At 49.1% G+C, this 17789-nt stretch carries 13 protein-coding genes; all 13 read left to right on the top strand.

Annotated features, from left to right (window positions below; translation table 11 throughout):
* Window positions 1-535: 535 nt before the first annotated feature.
* Window positions 536-2548, top strand: coding sequence for a hypothetical protein (locus tag J4G07_18005; protein ID MCE2415880.1), 2013 nt, complete (start codon window positions 536-538; stop codon window positions 2546-2548).
* A 103-nt stretch (window positions 2549-2651) separates the two neighbouring features.
* Window positions 2652-3656 (top strand): Ldh family oxidoreductase, encoded by a 1005-nt coding sequence (locus J4G07_18010; protein MCE2415881.1) that lies wholly within the window; start codon window positions 2652-2654, stop codon window positions 3654-3656.
* Window positions 3657-3675: 19 nt separating this feature from the next.
* Window positions 3676-4677: an Ldh family oxidoreductase gene (locus tag J4G07_18015; GenBank protein ID MCE2415882.1), complete on the top strand. Its 1002-nt coding sequence runs from the start codon at window positions 3676-3678 to the stop codon at window positions 4675-4677.
* A gap of 893 nt (window positions 4678-5570) precedes the next feature.
* The gene (locus J4G07_18020; protein ID MCE2415883.1) at window positions 5571-7691 is read left to right on the top strand and encodes a T9SS type A sorting domain-containing protein; all 2121 of its coding nucleotides are present in this window, start codon (window positions 5571-5573) and stop codon (window positions 7689-7691) included.
* Between the two features lie 456 nt (window positions 7692-8147).
* Window positions 8148-9965 (top strand): T9SS type A sorting domain-containing protein, encoded by a 1818-nt coding sequence (locus J4G07_18025; protein ID MCE2415884.1) that lies wholly within the window; start codon window positions 8148-8150, stop codon window positions 9963-9965.
* Window positions 9966-10175: 210 nt separating this feature from the next.
* On the top strand, window positions 10176-11279 hold the full coding sequence (locus J4G07_18030) for a threonine synthase (protein ID MCE2415885.1): 1104 nt from the start codon (window positions 10176-10178) through the stop codon (window positions 11277-11279).
* Window positions 11276-12577 carry a phosphodiester glycosidase family protein gene (locus tag J4G07_18035; GenBank protein ID MCE2415886.1) on the top strand — a complete coding sequence of 434 codons (1302 nt, stop codon included), beginning with the start codon at window positions 11276-11278 and terminating at the stop codon, window positions 12575-12577. Before J4G07_18030 ends, J4G07_18035 begins: the two co-directional genes overlap by 4 nt.
* Window positions 12578-12585: 8 nt before the next feature.
* On the top strand, window positions 12586-12978 hold the full coding sequence (locus J4G07_18040; protein ID MCE2415887.1) for a hypothetical protein: 393 nt from the start codon (window positions 12586-12588) through the stop codon (window positions 12976-12978).
* 47 nt (window positions 12979-13025) lie between these two features.
* Window positions 13026-13361 carry an XRE family transcriptional regulator gene (locus J4G07_18045; protein MCE2415888.1) on the top strand — a complete coding sequence of 112 codons (336 nt, stop codon included), beginning with the start codon at window positions 13026-13028 and terminating at the stop codon, window positions 13359-13361.
* A gap of 203 nt (window positions 13362-13564) precedes the next feature.
* Window positions 13565-14674, top strand: a complete 1110-nt coding sequence (locus J4G07_18050; protein ID MCE2415889.1) for a zinc-binding dehydrogenase — start codon at window positions 13565-13567, stop codon at window positions 14672-14674.
* A 9-nt stretch (window positions 14675-14683) separates the two neighbouring features.
* On the top strand, window positions 14684-15019 hold the full coding sequence (locus tag J4G07_18055) for a transcriptional regulator (protein MCE2415890.1): 336 nt from the start codon (window positions 14684-14686) through the stop codon (window positions 15017-15019).
* Window positions 15016-16158 carry an oxygen-independent coproporphyrinogen III oxidase gene (locus J4G07_18060; protein MCE2415891.1) on the top strand — a complete coding sequence of 381 codons (1143 nt, stop codon included), beginning with the start codon at window positions 15016-15018 and terminating at the stop codon, window positions 16156-16158. The genes J4G07_18055 and J4G07_18060 overlap by 4 nt, the downstream gene beginning before the upstream one ends.
* A gap of 480 nt (window positions 16159-16638) precedes the next feature.
* Entirely contained in the window at window positions 16639-17439 is an 801-nt protein-coding gene (locus J4G07_18065) for a LamG domain-containing protein (GenBank protein ID MCE2415892.1), read from the top strand.
* Window positions 17440-17789: the final 350 nt, after the last annotated feature.

A 17789-nucleotide genomic window follows, 5' to 3' on the forward strand; every position in this document is an offset into this window, starting at 1 on the left:
TTCGTTATTTAGCATATTCAATGATTAACTTTCGTGTAACTTTCAACGATTCTTAACTTCTACTCGCTATGAGTTCAAACTATAGGACACTACTGTTTTTTCCGCAAAAGGGTGTGTAAAGAACTTGGCATTCAGCACCTATTTTTCTCGCAGATGTCTAATTCCTGACTCTTGACCTGCTCTCTCTTCAACCCTGTAAGGGTGGCATCTCTGTAGAACGCGTTTAGGCACCAACAGAGAACCTCGTAGGGGTGACATCTACAACTTTTGACAAAATATTTACACCTTCCGCAAAAGACGTGACAGGTTACAGTTCTTGTGGTATATTTATTGTAACCCAAGTTTCTACCTAATAGGTTTTGGGTGTTTAGACCCAGATTTTTTAGGAAAAGAATTCCTTTACACCCCGTAGGGGTGTAAAGTCTATAGAAAATCGGACATTCAAGGAACTGCACCCCGTAGGGGTGCTATGTGAATGAGAAACTGGCAACTTGGGTTATTGCAATAAAATCCACGAAAATAGAACGTAGGCATCATGAATTTTTCCCTTTTCCTGAGAGGTGCAATACTCACCCTATTCATCTGCTGTTTCTCGGCTATCGCTCAAGAGTCCAAACAGTTCAGTTTACCCGATGGCGCTATAGCACGACTCGGTAAAGGAACGTTAGGCAAAATCCAGTTCTCTCCGGACAGCAGTCGGCTTGCGGTTTCCAGTTCTATCGGTATCTGGTTCTATGATTCGCAAACCGGCACAGAATTAGGGAGGCTAACATACACAGACGGGATTTCTCCTTTCGCGTTTGCGTACTCACCCGATGGAAACACCATTGCCAGTGCGTGCACGAGCCAGATGATAGTGGTAACAGGGACGAGAGAGGCAAGACTTCCTTCAATTTCGGGCTATACAATAGAGATGTGGGATGTCGAGACCGGAGAAAAAAGAACCACAGTCAGCACGCAGACACAGAAAGTTGCTAACGTCGTATACGCGCCCGATGGAAAAACGATCGCGACGGCAAGGAGACAGGACAACACGGTATATTTATGGGACACTGCGACAGGAAAATCCAAAGGAACGCTCGAAAGGGTCGGTAGCGGTAGCGTCCAGTCTTTTGTGTATGCCCCCGATGGAAAAACGATCGCGACGGCTGGAGGATGGACAGACAACGTTGTGCAGGTGTGGGACGTCCAAACTGGCGAACACAAAACGACGCTTACTGGACATATAAAACAGGTCAATTCCGTTGCGTATTCACCTGATGGAAACATGATTGCCTCTGGAAGTAGGGATGGCACAGTGAGGTTGTGGGATGCCCCCATCGGAAAACAGATAACCATCCTGAACCATACAAGTTGGGGGTATTTCCTATTTCCGTGGTTGAATGCCCCTGTTCACTCCGTTGCGTATTCACCCGATGGAAACGCTGTGGCTGCTGGCGGTATGGACAGTAAAGTGCGATTGTGGGATACACAGACCCCAAAGCTCAAAGCCATACTCACTGGACATACGGGTCCAGTAAAAGCCGTAGTATATTCACCCGACGGGAAGACGATCGCGACTGCCGGAGGTTGGAAAGATAACACCGTGCGATTATGGGATGCCGTCACAGGTGAAACCAGAGCCGTCCTCACAGGATATATCCATATCAGCTCAGTCGCATATTCGCCTGACGCAAGGATCATTGCTACCGGTGGAGACTATCGTAGCGGCGCACTGCAATTGTGGGATGCCAAGACAAAGAAACTCAAAGCGACATTTACCAAACATACGAAAGGAGACCTTTCTACCATCGTGTATTCGCCCGATGGAAATACGATTGCTGCCGTGAACTTGAGCGATAATACAGTTCGGTTGTGGAATGCGACAACTGACGAACACAAAGCCACATTCAAACATATCAACACAGATTCTGGATACGATATATCCTCTGTTGCATATTCACCCGATGGAAACACCATCGCTACCGTCGGCGGACACTATAAAGACCATAAAGGAACCGTGTATCTATGGCACGCGCAAACAAGGAGACGCAAAATCATATATGAAGGACCCGATTATATCTCTTCCGTAGCATATTCTCCAGACGGTAGAACGATCGCTACTGGAAGCTGGAACAGCAAAATACAAGTCTGGCACACTGTAACGGGTGAGGAACTAAAAACAATCCCCACAAAACACATTGGCGGGGTCGAGTCATTAGCGTATTCGCCTGATGGAAAGACAATCGCTACGGGTGGAGGATATCGTGATGACATCGCTCAATTGTGGGATGCGGCAACAGGGGAGCATAAAACCACACTTAGGGGACATACGAAGACTGTCAGTGATGTTGAGTATTCACCCGACGGAAAGACAATCGCTTCTGGGAGTACAGATGGCACGCTCCGGCTCTGGGATGCAATAACAGGAGAACATAAAGCCACATTCACCGCACATACCGACCTCGTTTCTGTCGTGTATTCACCCGATGGACAGACGATCGCTACCAGAAGTACGGATGGCACTGTGCTACTCTGGGACACCAAACCGACTTTTGTGGAGGAATAGACGAAACCTTAAACCTTCCCGCAGTCGGGAAGAAGGTTTTGTTAAACGAGAACCTCTTACCGACAGCCGATAGCCGATAGCCATAAATCAATAGGAGACCGATATGAATAGACCACCAGAAGCCTTCGTTCGCGTAGACGAAGAACGACTTCTCAACTTCTCGACGGCTTGTTTTGAAAAAGCAGGTATCATACATGAACACGCCGCACTCATCAGCCGCCTGCTCGTCAATTCTGATCTACGAGGGGTCCGAAGCCACGGCACCGCAACCGTCAACGGATATTGCGGAGGCTTTGAAAATGGAAGTTTCAATCCCAACCCAGATATCCGCGTCATCCATGAAACACCGACTGCTGTCGTGCTTGATGGAAACGGCACACTCGGTTATCTCCCGATGGTGCGCGCCACCGAACGCGCCATTGCCAAAGCAAAAGAGGTCGGCATCGGGATGGGACTCGTCCGCTACATCGGGCACTACGGATCCGCAGGACATTACGCACGCATCTGTAATGAAGCCGGTTGTATCGGTTTTTCGGTACAGGGATATCAGAACCAAGGCAACGCCGGAAACCAAGACCCTAAACCACAACTCGGCTACTACGGCAACCCGCCAATCTGTTTCGCTATCCCCTCTGGTGAGGAACCGCCGGTTGTGCTGGATGCCGCGACCTGTATCATGGCGGACTATCAACGCGGTCCCGATTTCGATGCCCTGCTTTCAGTCATACCAGCCGCTTTCTTCAAAAGCATCGGCTACACCGCTGTAGCAAGTCTACTCGGTGGTGCACTCACTGGCTTTACTGAACCGCCGCCCGATGATACCGCAAAATGGAGTGGTGGAGGTATGGGCGGAATGGTGCTCGCTATAGACATCGAATCCGTTGTGTCACCCGCTGTTTTTCACGCAGAAGTTGACCGTATGGTGCACGATGTTCGCGAAACCTATGAACCGATGCCGGGGACTGACAGGGCACTGCTACCCGGATCCATTGAAACGGAACGCACAGAACGGCATCGTCGCGAAGGTATCCGTTACGGGGAAAGGGAACAGGAATCCGCACGTGGTGTCAGTGAACGCTTAGGTGTGCCACTGCCGTGGGACGAATAACCTTACTAAGGAGAAAAAAATGAATAGACCACCAGAAACTTTCATCTTAGTAGATGAGGAACGACTTCTCAATTTCTCTAGCGCATGCTTTGAGAAAGCCGGTGTTCCACATGAACACGCCGCACTCATCAGTCGCTTGCTCGTTAACTCCGATTTACGAGGGGTCCGTAGCCACGGCACACAGACGGTCAATAGGTATTGTGCGGGCTTTGAAAACGGCGGTCTCAATCCGAACCCCGATATCCGTGTGATCCATGAGACACCGACTGCTGTCGTGCTTGATGGAAACGGCACACTCGGCTATCTCCCGATGGTGCGCGCAACCGAACGCGCCATCGCCAAAGCGAAAGAAGTCGGCATCGGGATGGGACTCGTCCGTTACATTGGACACTACGGGTCTGCGGGGCACTATGCGCGTATGTGTAACGAAGCCGGTTGCATCGGTTTCTCGGTGCAGGGATCCCGGAACCATGGAAATGCCGGAAACCAAGACCCCAAACCACAGATTGGCTACTACGGCAACCCGCCGATCTGTTTCGCCATTCCCTCTGGTGAGGAACCGCCGGTTGTGCTGGATGCCGCGACCTGTATTATGGCGGATTATCAACGCGGTCCCGATTTCGATGCCCTGCTTTCAGTCATACCAGCCGCTTTCTTCAAGAGCATCGGTTATACCGCTATAGCACACCTCCTCGGTGGTGGACTCACAGGCTTCACCGAACCGCCCCCCGAAGACACCGCAAAATGGAAACCTCCACAGGGAGGTCTGGTGCTCGCTATAGACATTGAATCCGTTGTGTCACCCGATGTTTTCCACGCTGAAGTTGATCGGATGGTGCATGACGTTCGTGAAACCTACGAACCAATGCCGGGGACTGACAGAGCACTACTACCGGGCGCGATTGAAACGGAACGCACAGAACTACATCGCCGCGAAGGCATCCGTTACGGCGAGAGGGAACAGGAATCCGCACGTGCTGTCAGTGAACGGTTGGGCGTGCCGCTGCCATGGGACGATTAATTTTCAACGCTACCGAGAAAAAGGAAAGCAAGAAAATTTTATATTTTTCTTCCTTTTTTTGTTGCAATCTATTTTTTTGTTACGTTACTATAATATAATTGCGAGTTGTTTAGTTCATATTGTTTTATCTTTGGTAAATCCAATAGATAACTCTCACTGCGAGGCAATCTCAGTAGGCATAGTTCCGAAAGCATTCCACCACCGCTGGCGAGGTTTCCTAACCTCGACAATTAGTGGGTCAAAGTAATTCTAAAATCTACCATTGATAACAACTTAGGTTATTTTTATATTTGGAGAGAATATCTGTTATGTATAGTCAGATTAAAACCAGTTTTTTGTTTTACATATTTACGTTATTCATGTGCCTCAATTCCTTTTTCATCAGGGGCACTGCTGCACAAGATAACAATGAATCCGCTGTTGCATCCGCCAGCGACAACTATACCTTTGAGACGATTGACGTTCCTGATGTAGATTTTTTAGCGTTGACGGCGAGTAGCGACTTTGAGGATTACGCCGGCTATACGAAAAGTGCTGATGGTGAAAAAGATGTCGCCTTTACACTCATTGATGGTGTTTTTACGACCTACGATTTCCCCGACTCGCAGAATACGTATTTCTTTGCGCTCGGTAACAATGGGCAAGCCGCCGGACACTACCAAGACAGCGATGGGCTTTATCACGGTGTCGTCTTAGAAAATGGTGAACTCCGCCAATACGATTTCCCGGGAGCCGTCGAAACGTTCCTCTACGGTATCAGTGATACAACAGGAGCACTCACCGGTAATTTTATAGATGATGCTGGGGTTCGCCGCGGATTCTCAGGAGACGAAATCATCGAGTTTCCCGGGGCAACGGAAACATTCGCCGATTTTGTGAATTCGAGCGGTGGTATGGTGGGTAGCTACGTAGATGCTGACGGTCTCTATCATCCTTATGTGCGTACCCCGGATGGTAGATTTGCACCTCTCAACCTTCCACAAGCATCGCATCTGGAATACTTTTTTGTGCACGGTATCAACGATGCAAGGGTTATGGTTGCCCGAACCAAACGGGTCGATGGTGTCCCGAGCACCCTTGTCGGCACATTCCAGGAAGGGCTAAAGGCATTTGAGGTTCCGGACAGTGTTAGCACAGAGGGCTACAATATTAATCAGGACGGTTCGATCGTTGGGCACTATGACTCAGCGGATGGGAGCAGACACGGATTTATAGCCAGACCCATAACGGACACCGATGCACCCGTCGACGATCAACCTGTTGCCACACCCACTGACTTCAACTATACCTTTGAGAGTATCAATGTTCCGGGTGTAGACTTTTTGGCGTTGACAGCGAGTAGCGACTTTGAGGATTACGCAGGCTACACGATAAGTGCTGATGGGGAAAAGGATGTCGCCTTTACGTTGATTGACGGTGTTTTTATGACGTACGATTTCCCCGGCTCGCAGAACACGTATTTCTATGCGCTCGGTAATAATGGGCAAGCCGCCGGACACTACCAAGATAGTGATGGTCTCTACCACGGTGTCGTCTTAGAAGATGGCGAGTTGCGACAATATGATTTCCCAGAGGCTGTCGAAACGGAAATATACGGTATCAGTGATGCGACAGGGGCACTAACGGGTAGTTTTATTGATGCTGATGGCGTTCGCCGCGGATTCTCAGCAGACGCAATCATTGAGGTCCCGGGCGCAACGGCAACTTATGCAGATTTCGTGAATTCGAGCGGTCGTTTGGTGGGTAGCTACGTAGATGCTGACGGCATATATCACCCTTATGTGAGTACCCCAGATGGCAGATTTATATCTATCGACCTTCCACAAGCCGCAAAGTTTGAATACCTTTTTGTGCACGGTATCAACGATGTCGGGACTCTCGTGGGTCGAACGAAATTGGTAGGGGATGTCCCGGGCACCCTTGTCGGCTCATTCCAGCATGGGCTAAAGGTATTGCAGGTTCCGGGCAGCGTGAGCACAGAAGGCTGGAATATCAATCAGGACGGCTCTGTTGTCGGACACTATGACTCACCCGATGGACGTAGGCACGGGTTTATCGCAAGATCCACTACCGAGGCAGACAGCACTCATTTTGGCAACGCCTATACTGTCGCCCTGTCTAAAGGATTGAACATGTTATCTGTGCCATTGGCGCCCCCGGCACCGATGACTGCCAAGAACCTTGTCGCGATGACAGGAGCGACAGCCATCATCGCGTTTGACGCACCAAACCAGCAGTTCATCGCATGGACACCAGGCGCACCCACTGACGGTTTTACAATCGAAGGTGGGCAAGGCTACATCGTCAATGTTCCACAAACTCGCAACTTCGCCTTCGTTGGGGCACCGTGGACAGATCAAACCGAGACTACAGAGACAGCCGCAGCACCATCTGCCGTATCCACACAGCTGCCGCGGGAAGCGTGGGCATTCGTTGTCAGTGGGCATTTGGAAGGTAAACCCGCGTTTGACGGTTACCAAGTCATCGTCCGTAACCTGAGAACAAATAGCACCATAACCGCCTCCGTGCAAGGGGATTACTTCGCCGCTGCGACTGCCGACCTGACGCGGCGCAGCGTCGTTCAAGTCGGAGACGTGATTGAATTGCGCCTCATTGGTCCAAATGGGAATGCTGAATTACAAACCCTCAGTTACAAAGTGACCCCTGAGCACCTTGCAAACGCTGTTCTGTCTGTTAGACTTGATGACATCGGTCAACCGACGCAGGATCTTCTGCTGCAGAACTATCCGAACCCGTTCAACCCGGAGACATGGATTCCTTATCAACTCTCCGAAGATACTTCTGTATCGATATCCATTTACGATACAACGGGTCAGTTGGTTCGCACGCTTTCACTCGGTTTTCAATCCGCGGGCTTCTATAATAGTCAGGGGCGTGCGGCGTATTGGGATGGACGCAATGCCCTCGGCGAACGCGTCGCAAGTGGTATCTATTTTTACCAGTTGATGACCCCATCCTTCCAGCAGACACGACGGCTCGTCATTGTAAAGTAACGCCAGTTTGAAAATAGATTTGTAGGTGTTTTTGCTTGGGTGTTTCCTGCAGGTAGAGCGGTAAAGCTCCAGAGAAAGCTGGGGAGTATAAATAGATATTTTGTTTTTCAAGTCCACTTTCTGTATCAATACCGGTAGCGAAACCCAACTTGACACTTTTATCAAACTCACGTTAAAGTAGGGTCTATCCGTATAAAACTTACAGGTGTCACAGTTATGCCATCGGTGTAACTGTGACACTTTGTTAACCTAAAAAAGACTTACGAATCATAACCTCCCGAATTGCCCCTTCTGTAAGCGACAATCTGCTTATCCTTTAGAAATTAAAAGTGGTTAATATCACAGAAAAGTGCTATAATATCCATAGAGAATTCCTTTTGGTATTGGTTTGGATAACTCATTTAAACAAAAACCGTTTGCCGACGGTTTCCGAACGCACGTTAAAAAAGGATAGTTATGCATCATTACATTAAGATCGCACTCCTTCTGTTTATATGTCTAATTATCTGTTTCACTGGATATGCCGTCGCACAGGTTGCTTCTGAAACACCAACTGCAAACTATATCTTTGAGACCATTGAAGTTCCGGGTGTCAATTTTCTGGAGGTGGCTGCCAGTAACGATTTCGGGGATTATGCCGGCAACACCCGGAGTCCTGATGGCGAGAAAACCATCGGTTTCACATTGATAGACGGTGTTTTCACCACGTACGATTTTCCCGGGTCCCTGAATACCTTTTTCTATGCACTTGACAACGCTGGAAAAGCAGCCGGACACTACAAGGATATAGATGGACTTTACCACGGGGTTATCTTAGAAAATGGTGAACTCCACCAATACGATTTTCCCGGTGCAGCCGAAACCCACATCTACGGTCTTAGCGATGAAACAGGGGCACTGAGCGGCAATATTGTTGATGCAGCAGGAGTCACCCACGCCTTCTCAGGTGAGATGACAATTACATTCCCTGGCGCAGTCAACACTTATGGGGACTTTGTCAACGCCGCAGGTGCTGTCGTCGGCAGCTATGTGGATGTCGATGGAATGCCTCATGGGTTCATACGTAACCCCGACGGTAGTTTCACCACTATTGACCTTCCAACAATGCCGAATCTTGAATTCCTATTTGTGAACACTATCACCGATGCCGGTCTTATCGGCTTCAGAGCCAAAGCTGTAAACGATATTCTGCGGTCCTATATCCTCCTGCCAGATGGCATCCTCTATGAAGTGCGGTTCCCTGGCAGTGTTAGTACCATCGTCCGAAATGTTAATCAGGATGGAAGTATTATCGGCTATTATGACTTAACAGACGGTCAGAGATATGGTTTCGTCGGCAGACCTGGGACACCATCAGACCTAAAAAAGTTTGGCAATATCTTCTCAATGCGTCTCTCTAAAGGCTTGAACCTGCTGTCTGTCCCGTTGAAACCGACGATCAAGATGACAGCCCGATCGTTGGCTGTAAAGACAGAGGGGACAGCGGTTGTTACGCTTGATGCTTCAACGCAGAAATTTGTCGCATGGACTCCCAACGCACCCGATGATGGATTCCCCATTGAAGGGGCAAAGGGATACATCGTCAATGTGCCGCAAGCACGCGATATCGTCTTTACCGGCACGAAATGGACGAATCAGGCACAAGTCGCCGCCGCACCCTTTGCAACACCTCTCGATCAGACGTGGGCGTTCGTCGTCAGTGGGTATTTAGGAGGCAGGCAACACTTCAACGGTTATCTTATCACAATCCGAAACACGCGGACGAACACTGTCATGGAAGCACAGGTGCGCGGTAATTACTTCGCCGCCGCAACTGCCGATCTCAACTACCGTAGCGTCGTGGAAGTCGGGGACACATTGGTTTTAACCGTGACAGACACGCACGGAAATATCGCTTCAGAAAGACTCACTTTCACTGTGGATCCTATGAACTTGGCAAACGATGTCCTGAATGTGACGCTTGATGGTATCGGTGCCCCGAAACAGAGTCTCCTGTTGCAGAACTATCCGAACCCCTTCAACCCGGAGACGTGGATTCCCTATCGTCTGTCAGAGAACGGTCAGGTGTCGATATCTATCTATGACACAAATGGCAGACCTATCCGAACGCTTTCACTTGGCTACCGGTCGGCAGGTTTCTATCAGGATCAAGGACGTGCCGCCTATTGGGATGGACGTAACGACTTAGGTGAACCCGTTGCGAGCGGAATCTATTTCTACCAGTTGATAACGCCATCTTTCCAGCAAACACGGCGTATGCTCATTTTGAAATAGTAACACCCAGACATTGGCTGGCATGCCGCTGACGAGGTTTCCTAACCGCACCATAGGTGTCAATTTAAAAAAAATAAGCGTCTCGGTATCGAAAATCGGTAGGTACTGTTTTCAACCGTGCCCGATTTAGGCAAAAATTTTGTATACCTCAATATGCTCTTCAGCCCCGTAGGGGCGGCATCTCTGTAGAAGCTGAAATACACTTGAACAATGCAATATCAATGTCCCAAATGCAACAACACCTATCAAGTCTCGCCTTTACGCTACAAGTGCGACTGTGGCAACCCATTGAACCTCGTTACGGATTCACGTATTTTGCCGAACGCACAGGTTCCAGCGGCGATGTCGCTCTGGCGGTATCGCGAAGCACTACCGATCGGTGAAGACACAGAGATTGTCACGCTTGGTGAAGGCATGACCCCGCTTGTGCCACTCGATGTCAACACCCCTGAACACTTCGCAAAGTTGGATTATCTCTGCCCGACCGGTTCCTATAAAGATCGAGGTGCGTCCGTCCTGCTCACGCACCTTAAGGCACTTGGGGTTGATACTGTTGTTGAAGATTCATCGGGCAATGCGGGTGCCGCGATAGCCGCCTACAGCGCGAGGGCAGGTATCCACTGCACCATCTACTGCCCGGAATCCACCTCAAAAGGTAAATTGAGACAGATTTCCGCTTACGGTGCCGAATTAAAACTGGTGGCAGGAAACCGTATGGCGACGACAGAGGCAGTGAAACTCGCCGCGGAGACCACCTGCTATGCCTCTCATAATTGGCATCCGTTTTTCTTGGAAGGCACAAAAACCCTCGCGTATGAGATTACCGAACAACTCGGATGGCGTGCACCGACACATGTCATCTGTCCAGTCGGATTCGGGAGTATCTATTTAGGACTCGCCATCGGATTCCGTGAATTGCAAACACAAGGGATTATCGAAAGCATTCCTCGGCTCCTTGGTGTGCAACCCGATGTCTGCTGTCCGATTTATAACGCATACACTGAGAACGATACATCTATCTCAAGAATGAAACAGACTGGAGACACACTTGCCGAAGGCATCACCGCGGAACTCCCCATCCGAGGCGACAATATTTTAGAAGCACTCCATTTATCAAACGGCGCATTTACCACAGTCAACGACACAGACATTGAGGACGGCATGAAAACGCTTGCAACCAAAGGGATTTATGTGGAACCTACGTCTGCCGTAATCGTTAAAGCATATCAGAAATTCCAAGAAGCAAGCGTCATCCAAGAAGGCGATTTGACAGTCTCAATCCTCACCGGTATCGGTTTAAAGGCAAGCAAATGAGAGAAAACAGACCGGACCTCACACGACTCATTACCGTATGTGCACTGATCCTGTTCTTTATCCTGGTAATTGGAGCATTGCGCGCACGGGAACACTCATTTTTCCGCATCGGTGCTGGGAATAGTAAAAATCGAGAGGCACTTCCTGACACCGTCAAACGGCGTGATGAACTGCAAAGCAATCGATGGCCCAAAGGTTTTCGACTGCTTCGGTATTGGTGGGCGGGTGGCGCAGCGGTCTATGTTGCAGAGATGGACCGCACGGCGAGCAACCTCCAATTCGGTGTTGAACTCGCCAACGATCAGATCTTAGGACGCGAAACCATCACCGATGCAACAAGGCGACTCATGGAAAAACACGTGCTACCGCTCGCAGGTGTTAACGGGAGTTTCGGGATCCGGGAAGACAATCGTGGACGCGGCGGCATGATGTTCAATCTGCATATCCAAAATGGTGAACTCGTCAGTATCTCCACATCACTTGATAGGTGGGGATATTCGCCGGCATCCCCGTGGGGTGAAACGAGTTTTGGTGTAACGCCTGATGGCGAATTTCTCTTGGATAGAGTGAAACTCAACGGTAAACTCAAGATTGCTGGCGATACGCTTCCGATCGAGGCGGTGAACCAAATTTGCGATTCATCGTCTCCCACTGTCATCTATACATCACGCTTCGGACGCAGAACTTTAACGCGTCGATGCTACGAGTTCACGCTCAGACAAATTCAACTTCCACTCACCGGAAAATACACAAGCAGATTCGTCGTCACTGCGGTGAACCCGCGCGGCAACAGCATCATCCCGTCCGATGGGGTTGTGCTTGCAATTGAATCGAGGGAAGCGCGCAACTGGACAGACAAAATTACCAGATCCACAGCGGGTACACTGGAGATTGCGCTCACACCTAAAAAATGGCAACGGGTTCAGCAAGGAATCGGCGGGAACTTGCGGCTTGTCCGGGATGGTAAAGTCGAACCTGAACTCATCGAGTTTGGCGAATCGCGCGGTGGGAGTGCATACAGGCATCGTAATGCCGCGTCCCGTCACCCGCGCAGTGCCCTCGGATTTAACGATGAAAAACTATTCCTCATCGCCATTGACGGTCGGCAGCATGGGTACAGTATGGGAATGACGCTCTATCACATGGGAACATTTTTCAGTGAACTCGGCATCAAACACGCCATCAACTTCGACGGCGGAAGCTCCTCGACATTATGGGCACTTGGGAGAGTCGCGAACAGTCCCGCGCACGGCTACGAACGCCGCATCTTCAACATTGCCATGATCCGCGCCAAGTAATAAGCACAATGAAACCAAGATATTTCTTATTGTCCATCCTGTTAATACTCGCGTGTTCAAACAGAAACACGCCGCAGGCAGTTAGTGAAGACTTCATCTATAACTACTACCAACATGCCGACCAAGCGGCAGCACTCCAACTCAGCCACGGACTCGCCGCAGAAAAATTGGAAGATGAAATCGCTCGCGTGCGTGAAGTTCGGTCCTTAGATCAACAAATTGATGAGATGCCGAAGATTCAATACGAACTTATTGGCACAGAAGCGGAACCGACACATGTGCTATTCAACTATAGGCTCACCATCGAAAATAGAGGCACAACAACGCACACCCGAAACGTCATTATTAACACCGAGCAGATTGATGGACGATGGAAAGTGGTCAACTTCGACGAGTATTAAGGCGTTACAACTCTCATAGAAGGAACTTGCTCAGCAGGAGAATGAAAATGACTAAAGAAAAAATTGAATATGAAGTAGGCAGCGGTAATGTATTCAAGGATTTGGAAATTCCGAATCCAGAGGAATACCTCGCAAAAACTCGTCTTGCCTTAATAATCTATGATATTATAACCGAAAGGGAACTTAAACGTGGCAAGGCGGCTACGCAACTGGGGATTAGTAAGTCCGAAGTCACAGCACTTCTAAATGGCAGACTGGACGACTTTTCGATCGAACGTCTATTTGCATTGCTTAGAAAATTGGATCGGGACATTGAAATTGTTGTCCGAGAGAGACCTGCTGATACACCTCCTGCCGAGATTAACATCTCACAGGCTGTCTGAGACATTCTGCACAACCTAACTGCAACTAATTTTTTCAAAGGCACGTGTTTGCGAAACCCACGTCAGAACTCCGCAAGGAATAATTATAATTCTTTTCTTAAGTAAGCCAAAAAACCATAGCCCGTAATGAAATGGAGGGCGGATAGGTAAAAGGCATGTATTTGTGAGACCCACGTCAGAACTCCGCAAGGAATAATTAAAAAATGAAAACTGGAAAAGTTGCTGTCTTTACAGAAGCGCAAACACCCATGGAATTCCGGGAATACCCGATCCCATCCGTCACACCCGACGACATGCTCATCCGGATCCGTATGGCAAACATCTGCGGTTCCGACCTACATTTCTGGCGCGGACACGGACCCAAAATCGAGAGCGGTATCCCTCAAGTGCTCGGACACGAGATGATCGGCACGATCGAAGCAATGGGACGCAATATCACAATGGACAGCACGGGACAACCGCTAACCGAGGGCGACCGCATCGCCTACTCCTACTTCAAACCGTGTCAACACTGCTGGATGTGCCTCAATGGGAAACCGGGATGTCCGAACCGCTACCGAGACTGGCTCGGTGTCTCCAGCGAACAGCCACCCCATTTTCACGGTGCTTACGGCGAGTACTACTACATGAAACCCGGACATTGGGTGTTCAAGGTTCCCGATGCACTCTCTGACGCGCTCGTATCCCCTATCAACTGCGCATTATCTGAAGTCATTTACGGACTCAACCAGATCGGCATCACACTCGGCGATACTGTGGTCATCCAAGGTGCTGGTGGACTCGGACTCTACGCCACCGCAGTCGCAAAGGAGATGGGTGCCGGGAAAATCATCGTCTTCGATCGGCTCCCCGCACGTCTTGCCCTCGCTCGCGAGTTCGGTGCCGATGAAACCCTCAACGTCGACGAAATTGACATGAAATCCCGTGTGGAATACGTCCTCGATCAGACCCGCGGCATCGGTGCAGACCTCGTTGCCGAGTTTGTTGGCTCACCGCGCGTGCTCGCTGAAGGCGTGGAGATGCTCCGATGGGGCGGTCGTTATCTCTGGATCGGGAACATCAATCTCGGATTCCCCACAGAGATCGATCCCGGCAACATCGTCCGCTGCAGTAAAGCGATTCGCGGTGTGATTGTCTACGAGCCGTGGGTTATCCCGCGGGCACTCGATTTCCTAAGCCGAACACGAGACAGGTACCCGTTCCACAAAATCATCTCCGACACCTTCCCGTTCAGCGACATCAACGAAGCGTTCTCTTACGCCGACAGCGGTGAAGCAATCCGAGTCGGACTGGAATTCAACGAGGTTCATTAATTTGATGTTATGGAATTAGAAATATATCAAGACCGAAAATTCAAAGACTATCACATAGAGCAACTACGCGACCCAGAAGACGCAAAAATATGTCTTTCCGTGGCACTTGAGGATTACGAAAAAAATGAGGACATAGATGCGTTTTTACTTGCAGTCAGAGATGTGGCGGAGGCACAGGGAGGTATATCTAAGTTAGCCGAGCGTCTCAGCCTTACCGATGAAGGACTTCACAAAGTTCTATCCGAAAATGGGAATCCACAACTCAACACGATACGCAAAATACTGCACGAGTTAGGATTTAAACTTTCAATAGAATCACGGAAAAACCGACCACAAGCCGTATGAAGCATCTTCTTAATCACGCTACCTCCATCTACATCCACATTCCCTTTTGCGCCACGAAGTGCTATTATTGCGCCTTCAACACCTACACCTTCCATAAAGAGGAGGCGAAAGCATACCTACACGCACTCCGAACGGAGATGGAACTCTACCTCCCTGAAACCGACCCGCTTCAAACGATCTTTATCGGGGGCGGCACGCCATCTATCCTCTCCGCGGATGCTTTGGCACAGTTATTTACGGATATACATCAGCATTTCCAAATAACACCGAACGCTGAAATCACTGTAGAATGCAATCCCGGAACCGTCGATGGTGAGAAATTGAAGGTGATGCGAGATAACGGGGTGAATCGGCTCAGTTTCGGTCTGCAAGCCATGCAAGACGAAACCTTGAAACAGTTAGGCAGAATCCACACCGTCGCTGAATTCCTACAGAGTTATCGCCTCGCCCGCGAAGCCGGATTTGAGAACATTAACATCGACCTCATTTTTGCACTGCCTGACCAAACGATGGAAGCGTGGCACCACACCCTCAATGAAACGATCTCCCTTGAACCCGACCATATCTCAGCCTATAACCTCGTCATGGAGGAAACGACCCCCTTCTATGAATGGTGGCAAGCCGGTGATCTCCACCTCCCTGCTGAGGATACCGAAGCGGATATGTTCCAATACACCATTGACACACTCACCTCGCACGGGTACGCCCACTACGAAATCTGTAACTTCGCCAAACCGAACCGCCTCGCGAGACACAACCTCGTCTACTGGAACAACCAGCCGTGTATCGGACTCGGTGCAGGCGCGTGTGGGTATATCAACGGTGTGCGTTATACGAATATTCGAGGTATCGCGCCTTACATTCACAAACTCTCCCAACGCCATAAACCCATCGCCGATACCGAACGCATGACGGGACACGCTGAGAAAGCAGAAACGCTCATGCTCGCACTTCGGAAGCACGAAGGTATCTCCCTTGAGGTCTATCGAAACCGATTCGGTGAAGACATCGAAGTCGCCTTTGGAAACATCCTCAAAAAATGGATAGATTTACAACTCATAGAACAAACCGCTACCCATCTCCGCCTCACCCCTCGCGGTCTTTTCCTCGCAAACGAAGTTTTCGTGGAATTGATGTAATTTTTAAGAGGAGTAGGCAGACGCCGTCTGCTGTCCACTCAGAGCACAAATAACACGTTAAATCATATACATCCAAAAAATCCCGATAAACTTGGACACATGCAGAAATCTTTCGTTTGACTTTTTTTGCTAAACTTGTTACCATTTATATAATACCATTTCTAAAAGTTTATATCGCATTAACCGCATCATTCATCCGGACCCCGGTAGGTACGGTTTCCTAACCGCACCGGTCATACCTAAAAACAGTGGGACCTTTTAAGAGGAATCATCAATCAGAATTGGTATCAGTAGTTATCATTTATATAAAAGGACGTGAGTTTGATAATAAAATGTGAGTTCGCTTTAATCACTTTTCATCTTTAAAAAAGGTGGATTATTGTAGCATAAGCTGTTAGTTTGTGCCGTTTTTTGCCAAAACTGACAGAGGACACTTCGGGTGAAAACTTTTTTCAAACTCACATTAAAAGGAGTAAACAAATGGAAGTTAGATGGATATGGATTGGTGTCGTCGTTCTATCTATTGCAGGTGTGTTAGCCACTTCAAGTGATGCCGCATTAGACCCTAACACTATTGTAGGCGTATGGAAATTTGACGAAGGTAAGGGGGATACTGCAAAAGATTCTTCTGAAAACGGGAACGACGGTGTATTCACGAATAAACCCAAATGGGTAGATGGCAAATTTGGCAAGGCTCTTGAGTTTGATGGCACCTCTTTTGTGGATATGGGCAATGACGAATCCCTGCAGTTCCACGGAGATGTGACAATCGTTTTTTGGGTTAGACCCGAGAACGTAGCCGCAGGTCGCCAAAACATCGTTTGCAAATCTTATGGCGGCGAAGGCTGCTTGACACAGGAACCCGATGGACGGTTGAGTTTTTATTGGGGTGATTGTGGCGGAAATTGTCAACCGTATGTGGAGGTTACAAGACCCTCCCCTGGTACTTTCGTAGATGATGAATGGATTCACGTCGCTGAAACGAGAGATGTCTCAAAACGCGAGTATAAAATGTACAAAGATGGTGAAGTTGCCGCAGAGAGTAAGTGGCTGAAATGTGGCGCGCACCCCTGTGGAGACTCCAGCCCCAGTGGTTTCAATTTGCTCATCGGCTCCGGTTATGCCGGTAAATACAGAGGCATCATTGACGATGTCGCTATTTTTAATGTGGTTCTGAGCGAAGGTGAGATTCAGAGTATCATGGATGATGGATTGGAGAGGGCTTTCGCCGTTTCCCCCACCGACAAACTTACCACCACATGGGCTTACATAAAGCAGTAACGGATTTACAGATAAATGCAAGAACACATCGTTCTTGCATTTGTCATTGAATCTGTAGGTTGGGTAGCTCACAGCGAAACCTATAGGTTGCAATCTCAGACCCGGTAGGTGCGGTTTCTAACCGCACCGGGGCGCGCCGAAGGCTTACCTACGCTTAAAAAAACCTAAAAGATTGTAACTTCGGTCCTATTGGAAAGATGCCGCACTCATCGCTTGTTATTGCTGATACTGCCTACGACTCAGATGCTTTGAGAGCTGAGATCCATGCGCGAGACGCGATTGCGGTCATTCGCCCTCGCAGGAACCGTCTTGAGGATCGTCCTTATGACGAAGAGGTGTATAAACTTCGC

The sequence above is a fragment of the Candidatus Poribacteria bacterium genome, assembly GCA_021295715.1.
GTDB lineage: Bacteria > Poribacteria > WGA-4E > WGA-4E > WGA-3G > WGA-3G.

What these genes read in the sequence shown, in the direction of transcription:
- J4G07_18055 (MCE2415890.1), top strand. Translation starts at nt 14,684, where the DNA reads ATGGAATTAGAAATATATCAAGACCGAAAATTCAAAGACTATCACATA.
- J4G07_18065 (MCE2415892.1), top strand. Translation starts at nt 16,639, where the DNA reads ATGGAAGTTAGATGGATATGGATTGGTGTCGTCGTTCTATCTATTGCA.
- J4G07_18045 (MCE2415888.1), top strand. Translation starts at nt 13,026, where the DNA reads ATGACTAAAGAAAAAATTGAATATGAAGTAGGCAGCGGTAATGTATTC.
- J4G07_18030 (MCE2415885.1), top strand. Translation starts at nt 10,176, where the DNA reads ATGCAATATCAATGTCCCAAATGCAACAACACCTATCAAGTCTCGCCT.
- J4G07_18010 (MCE2415881.1), top strand. Translation starts at nt 2,652, where the DNA reads ATGAATAGACCACCAGAAGCCTTCGTTCGCGTAGACGAAGAACGACTT.
- J4G07_18005 (MCE2415880.1), top strand. Translation starts at nt 536, where the DNA reads ATGAATTTTTCCCTTTTCCTGAGAGGTGCAATACTCACCCTATTCATC.
- J4G07_18040 (MCE2415887.1), top strand. Translation starts at nt 12,586, where the DNA reads ATGAAACCAAGATATTTCTTATTGTCCATCCTGTTAATACTCGCGTGT.
- J4G07_18060 (MCE2415891.1), top strand. Translation starts at nt 15,016, where the DNA reads ATGAAGCATCTTCTTAATCACGCTACCTCCATCTACATCCACATTCCC.
- J4G07_18025 (MCE2415884.1), top strand. Translation starts at nt 8,148, where the DNA reads ATGCATCATTACATTAAGATCGCACTCCTTCTGTTTATATGTCTAATT.
- J4G07_18035 (MCE2415886.1), top strand. Translation starts at nt 11,276, where the DNA reads ATGAGAGAAAACAGACCGGACCTCACACGACTCATTACCGTATGTGCA.
- J4G07_18020 (MCE2415883.1), top strand. Translation starts at nt 5,571, where the DNA reads ATGGTGGGTAGCTACGTAGATGCTGACGGTCTCTATCATCCTTATGTG.
- J4G07_18015 (MCE2415882.1), top strand. Translation starts at nt 3,676, where the DNA reads ATGAATAGACCACCAGAAACTTTCATCTTAGTAGATGAGGAACGACTT.
- J4G07_18050 (MCE2415889.1), top strand. Translation starts at nt 13,565, where the DNA reads ATGAAAACTGGAAAAGTTGCTGTCTTTACAGAAGCGCAAACACCCATG.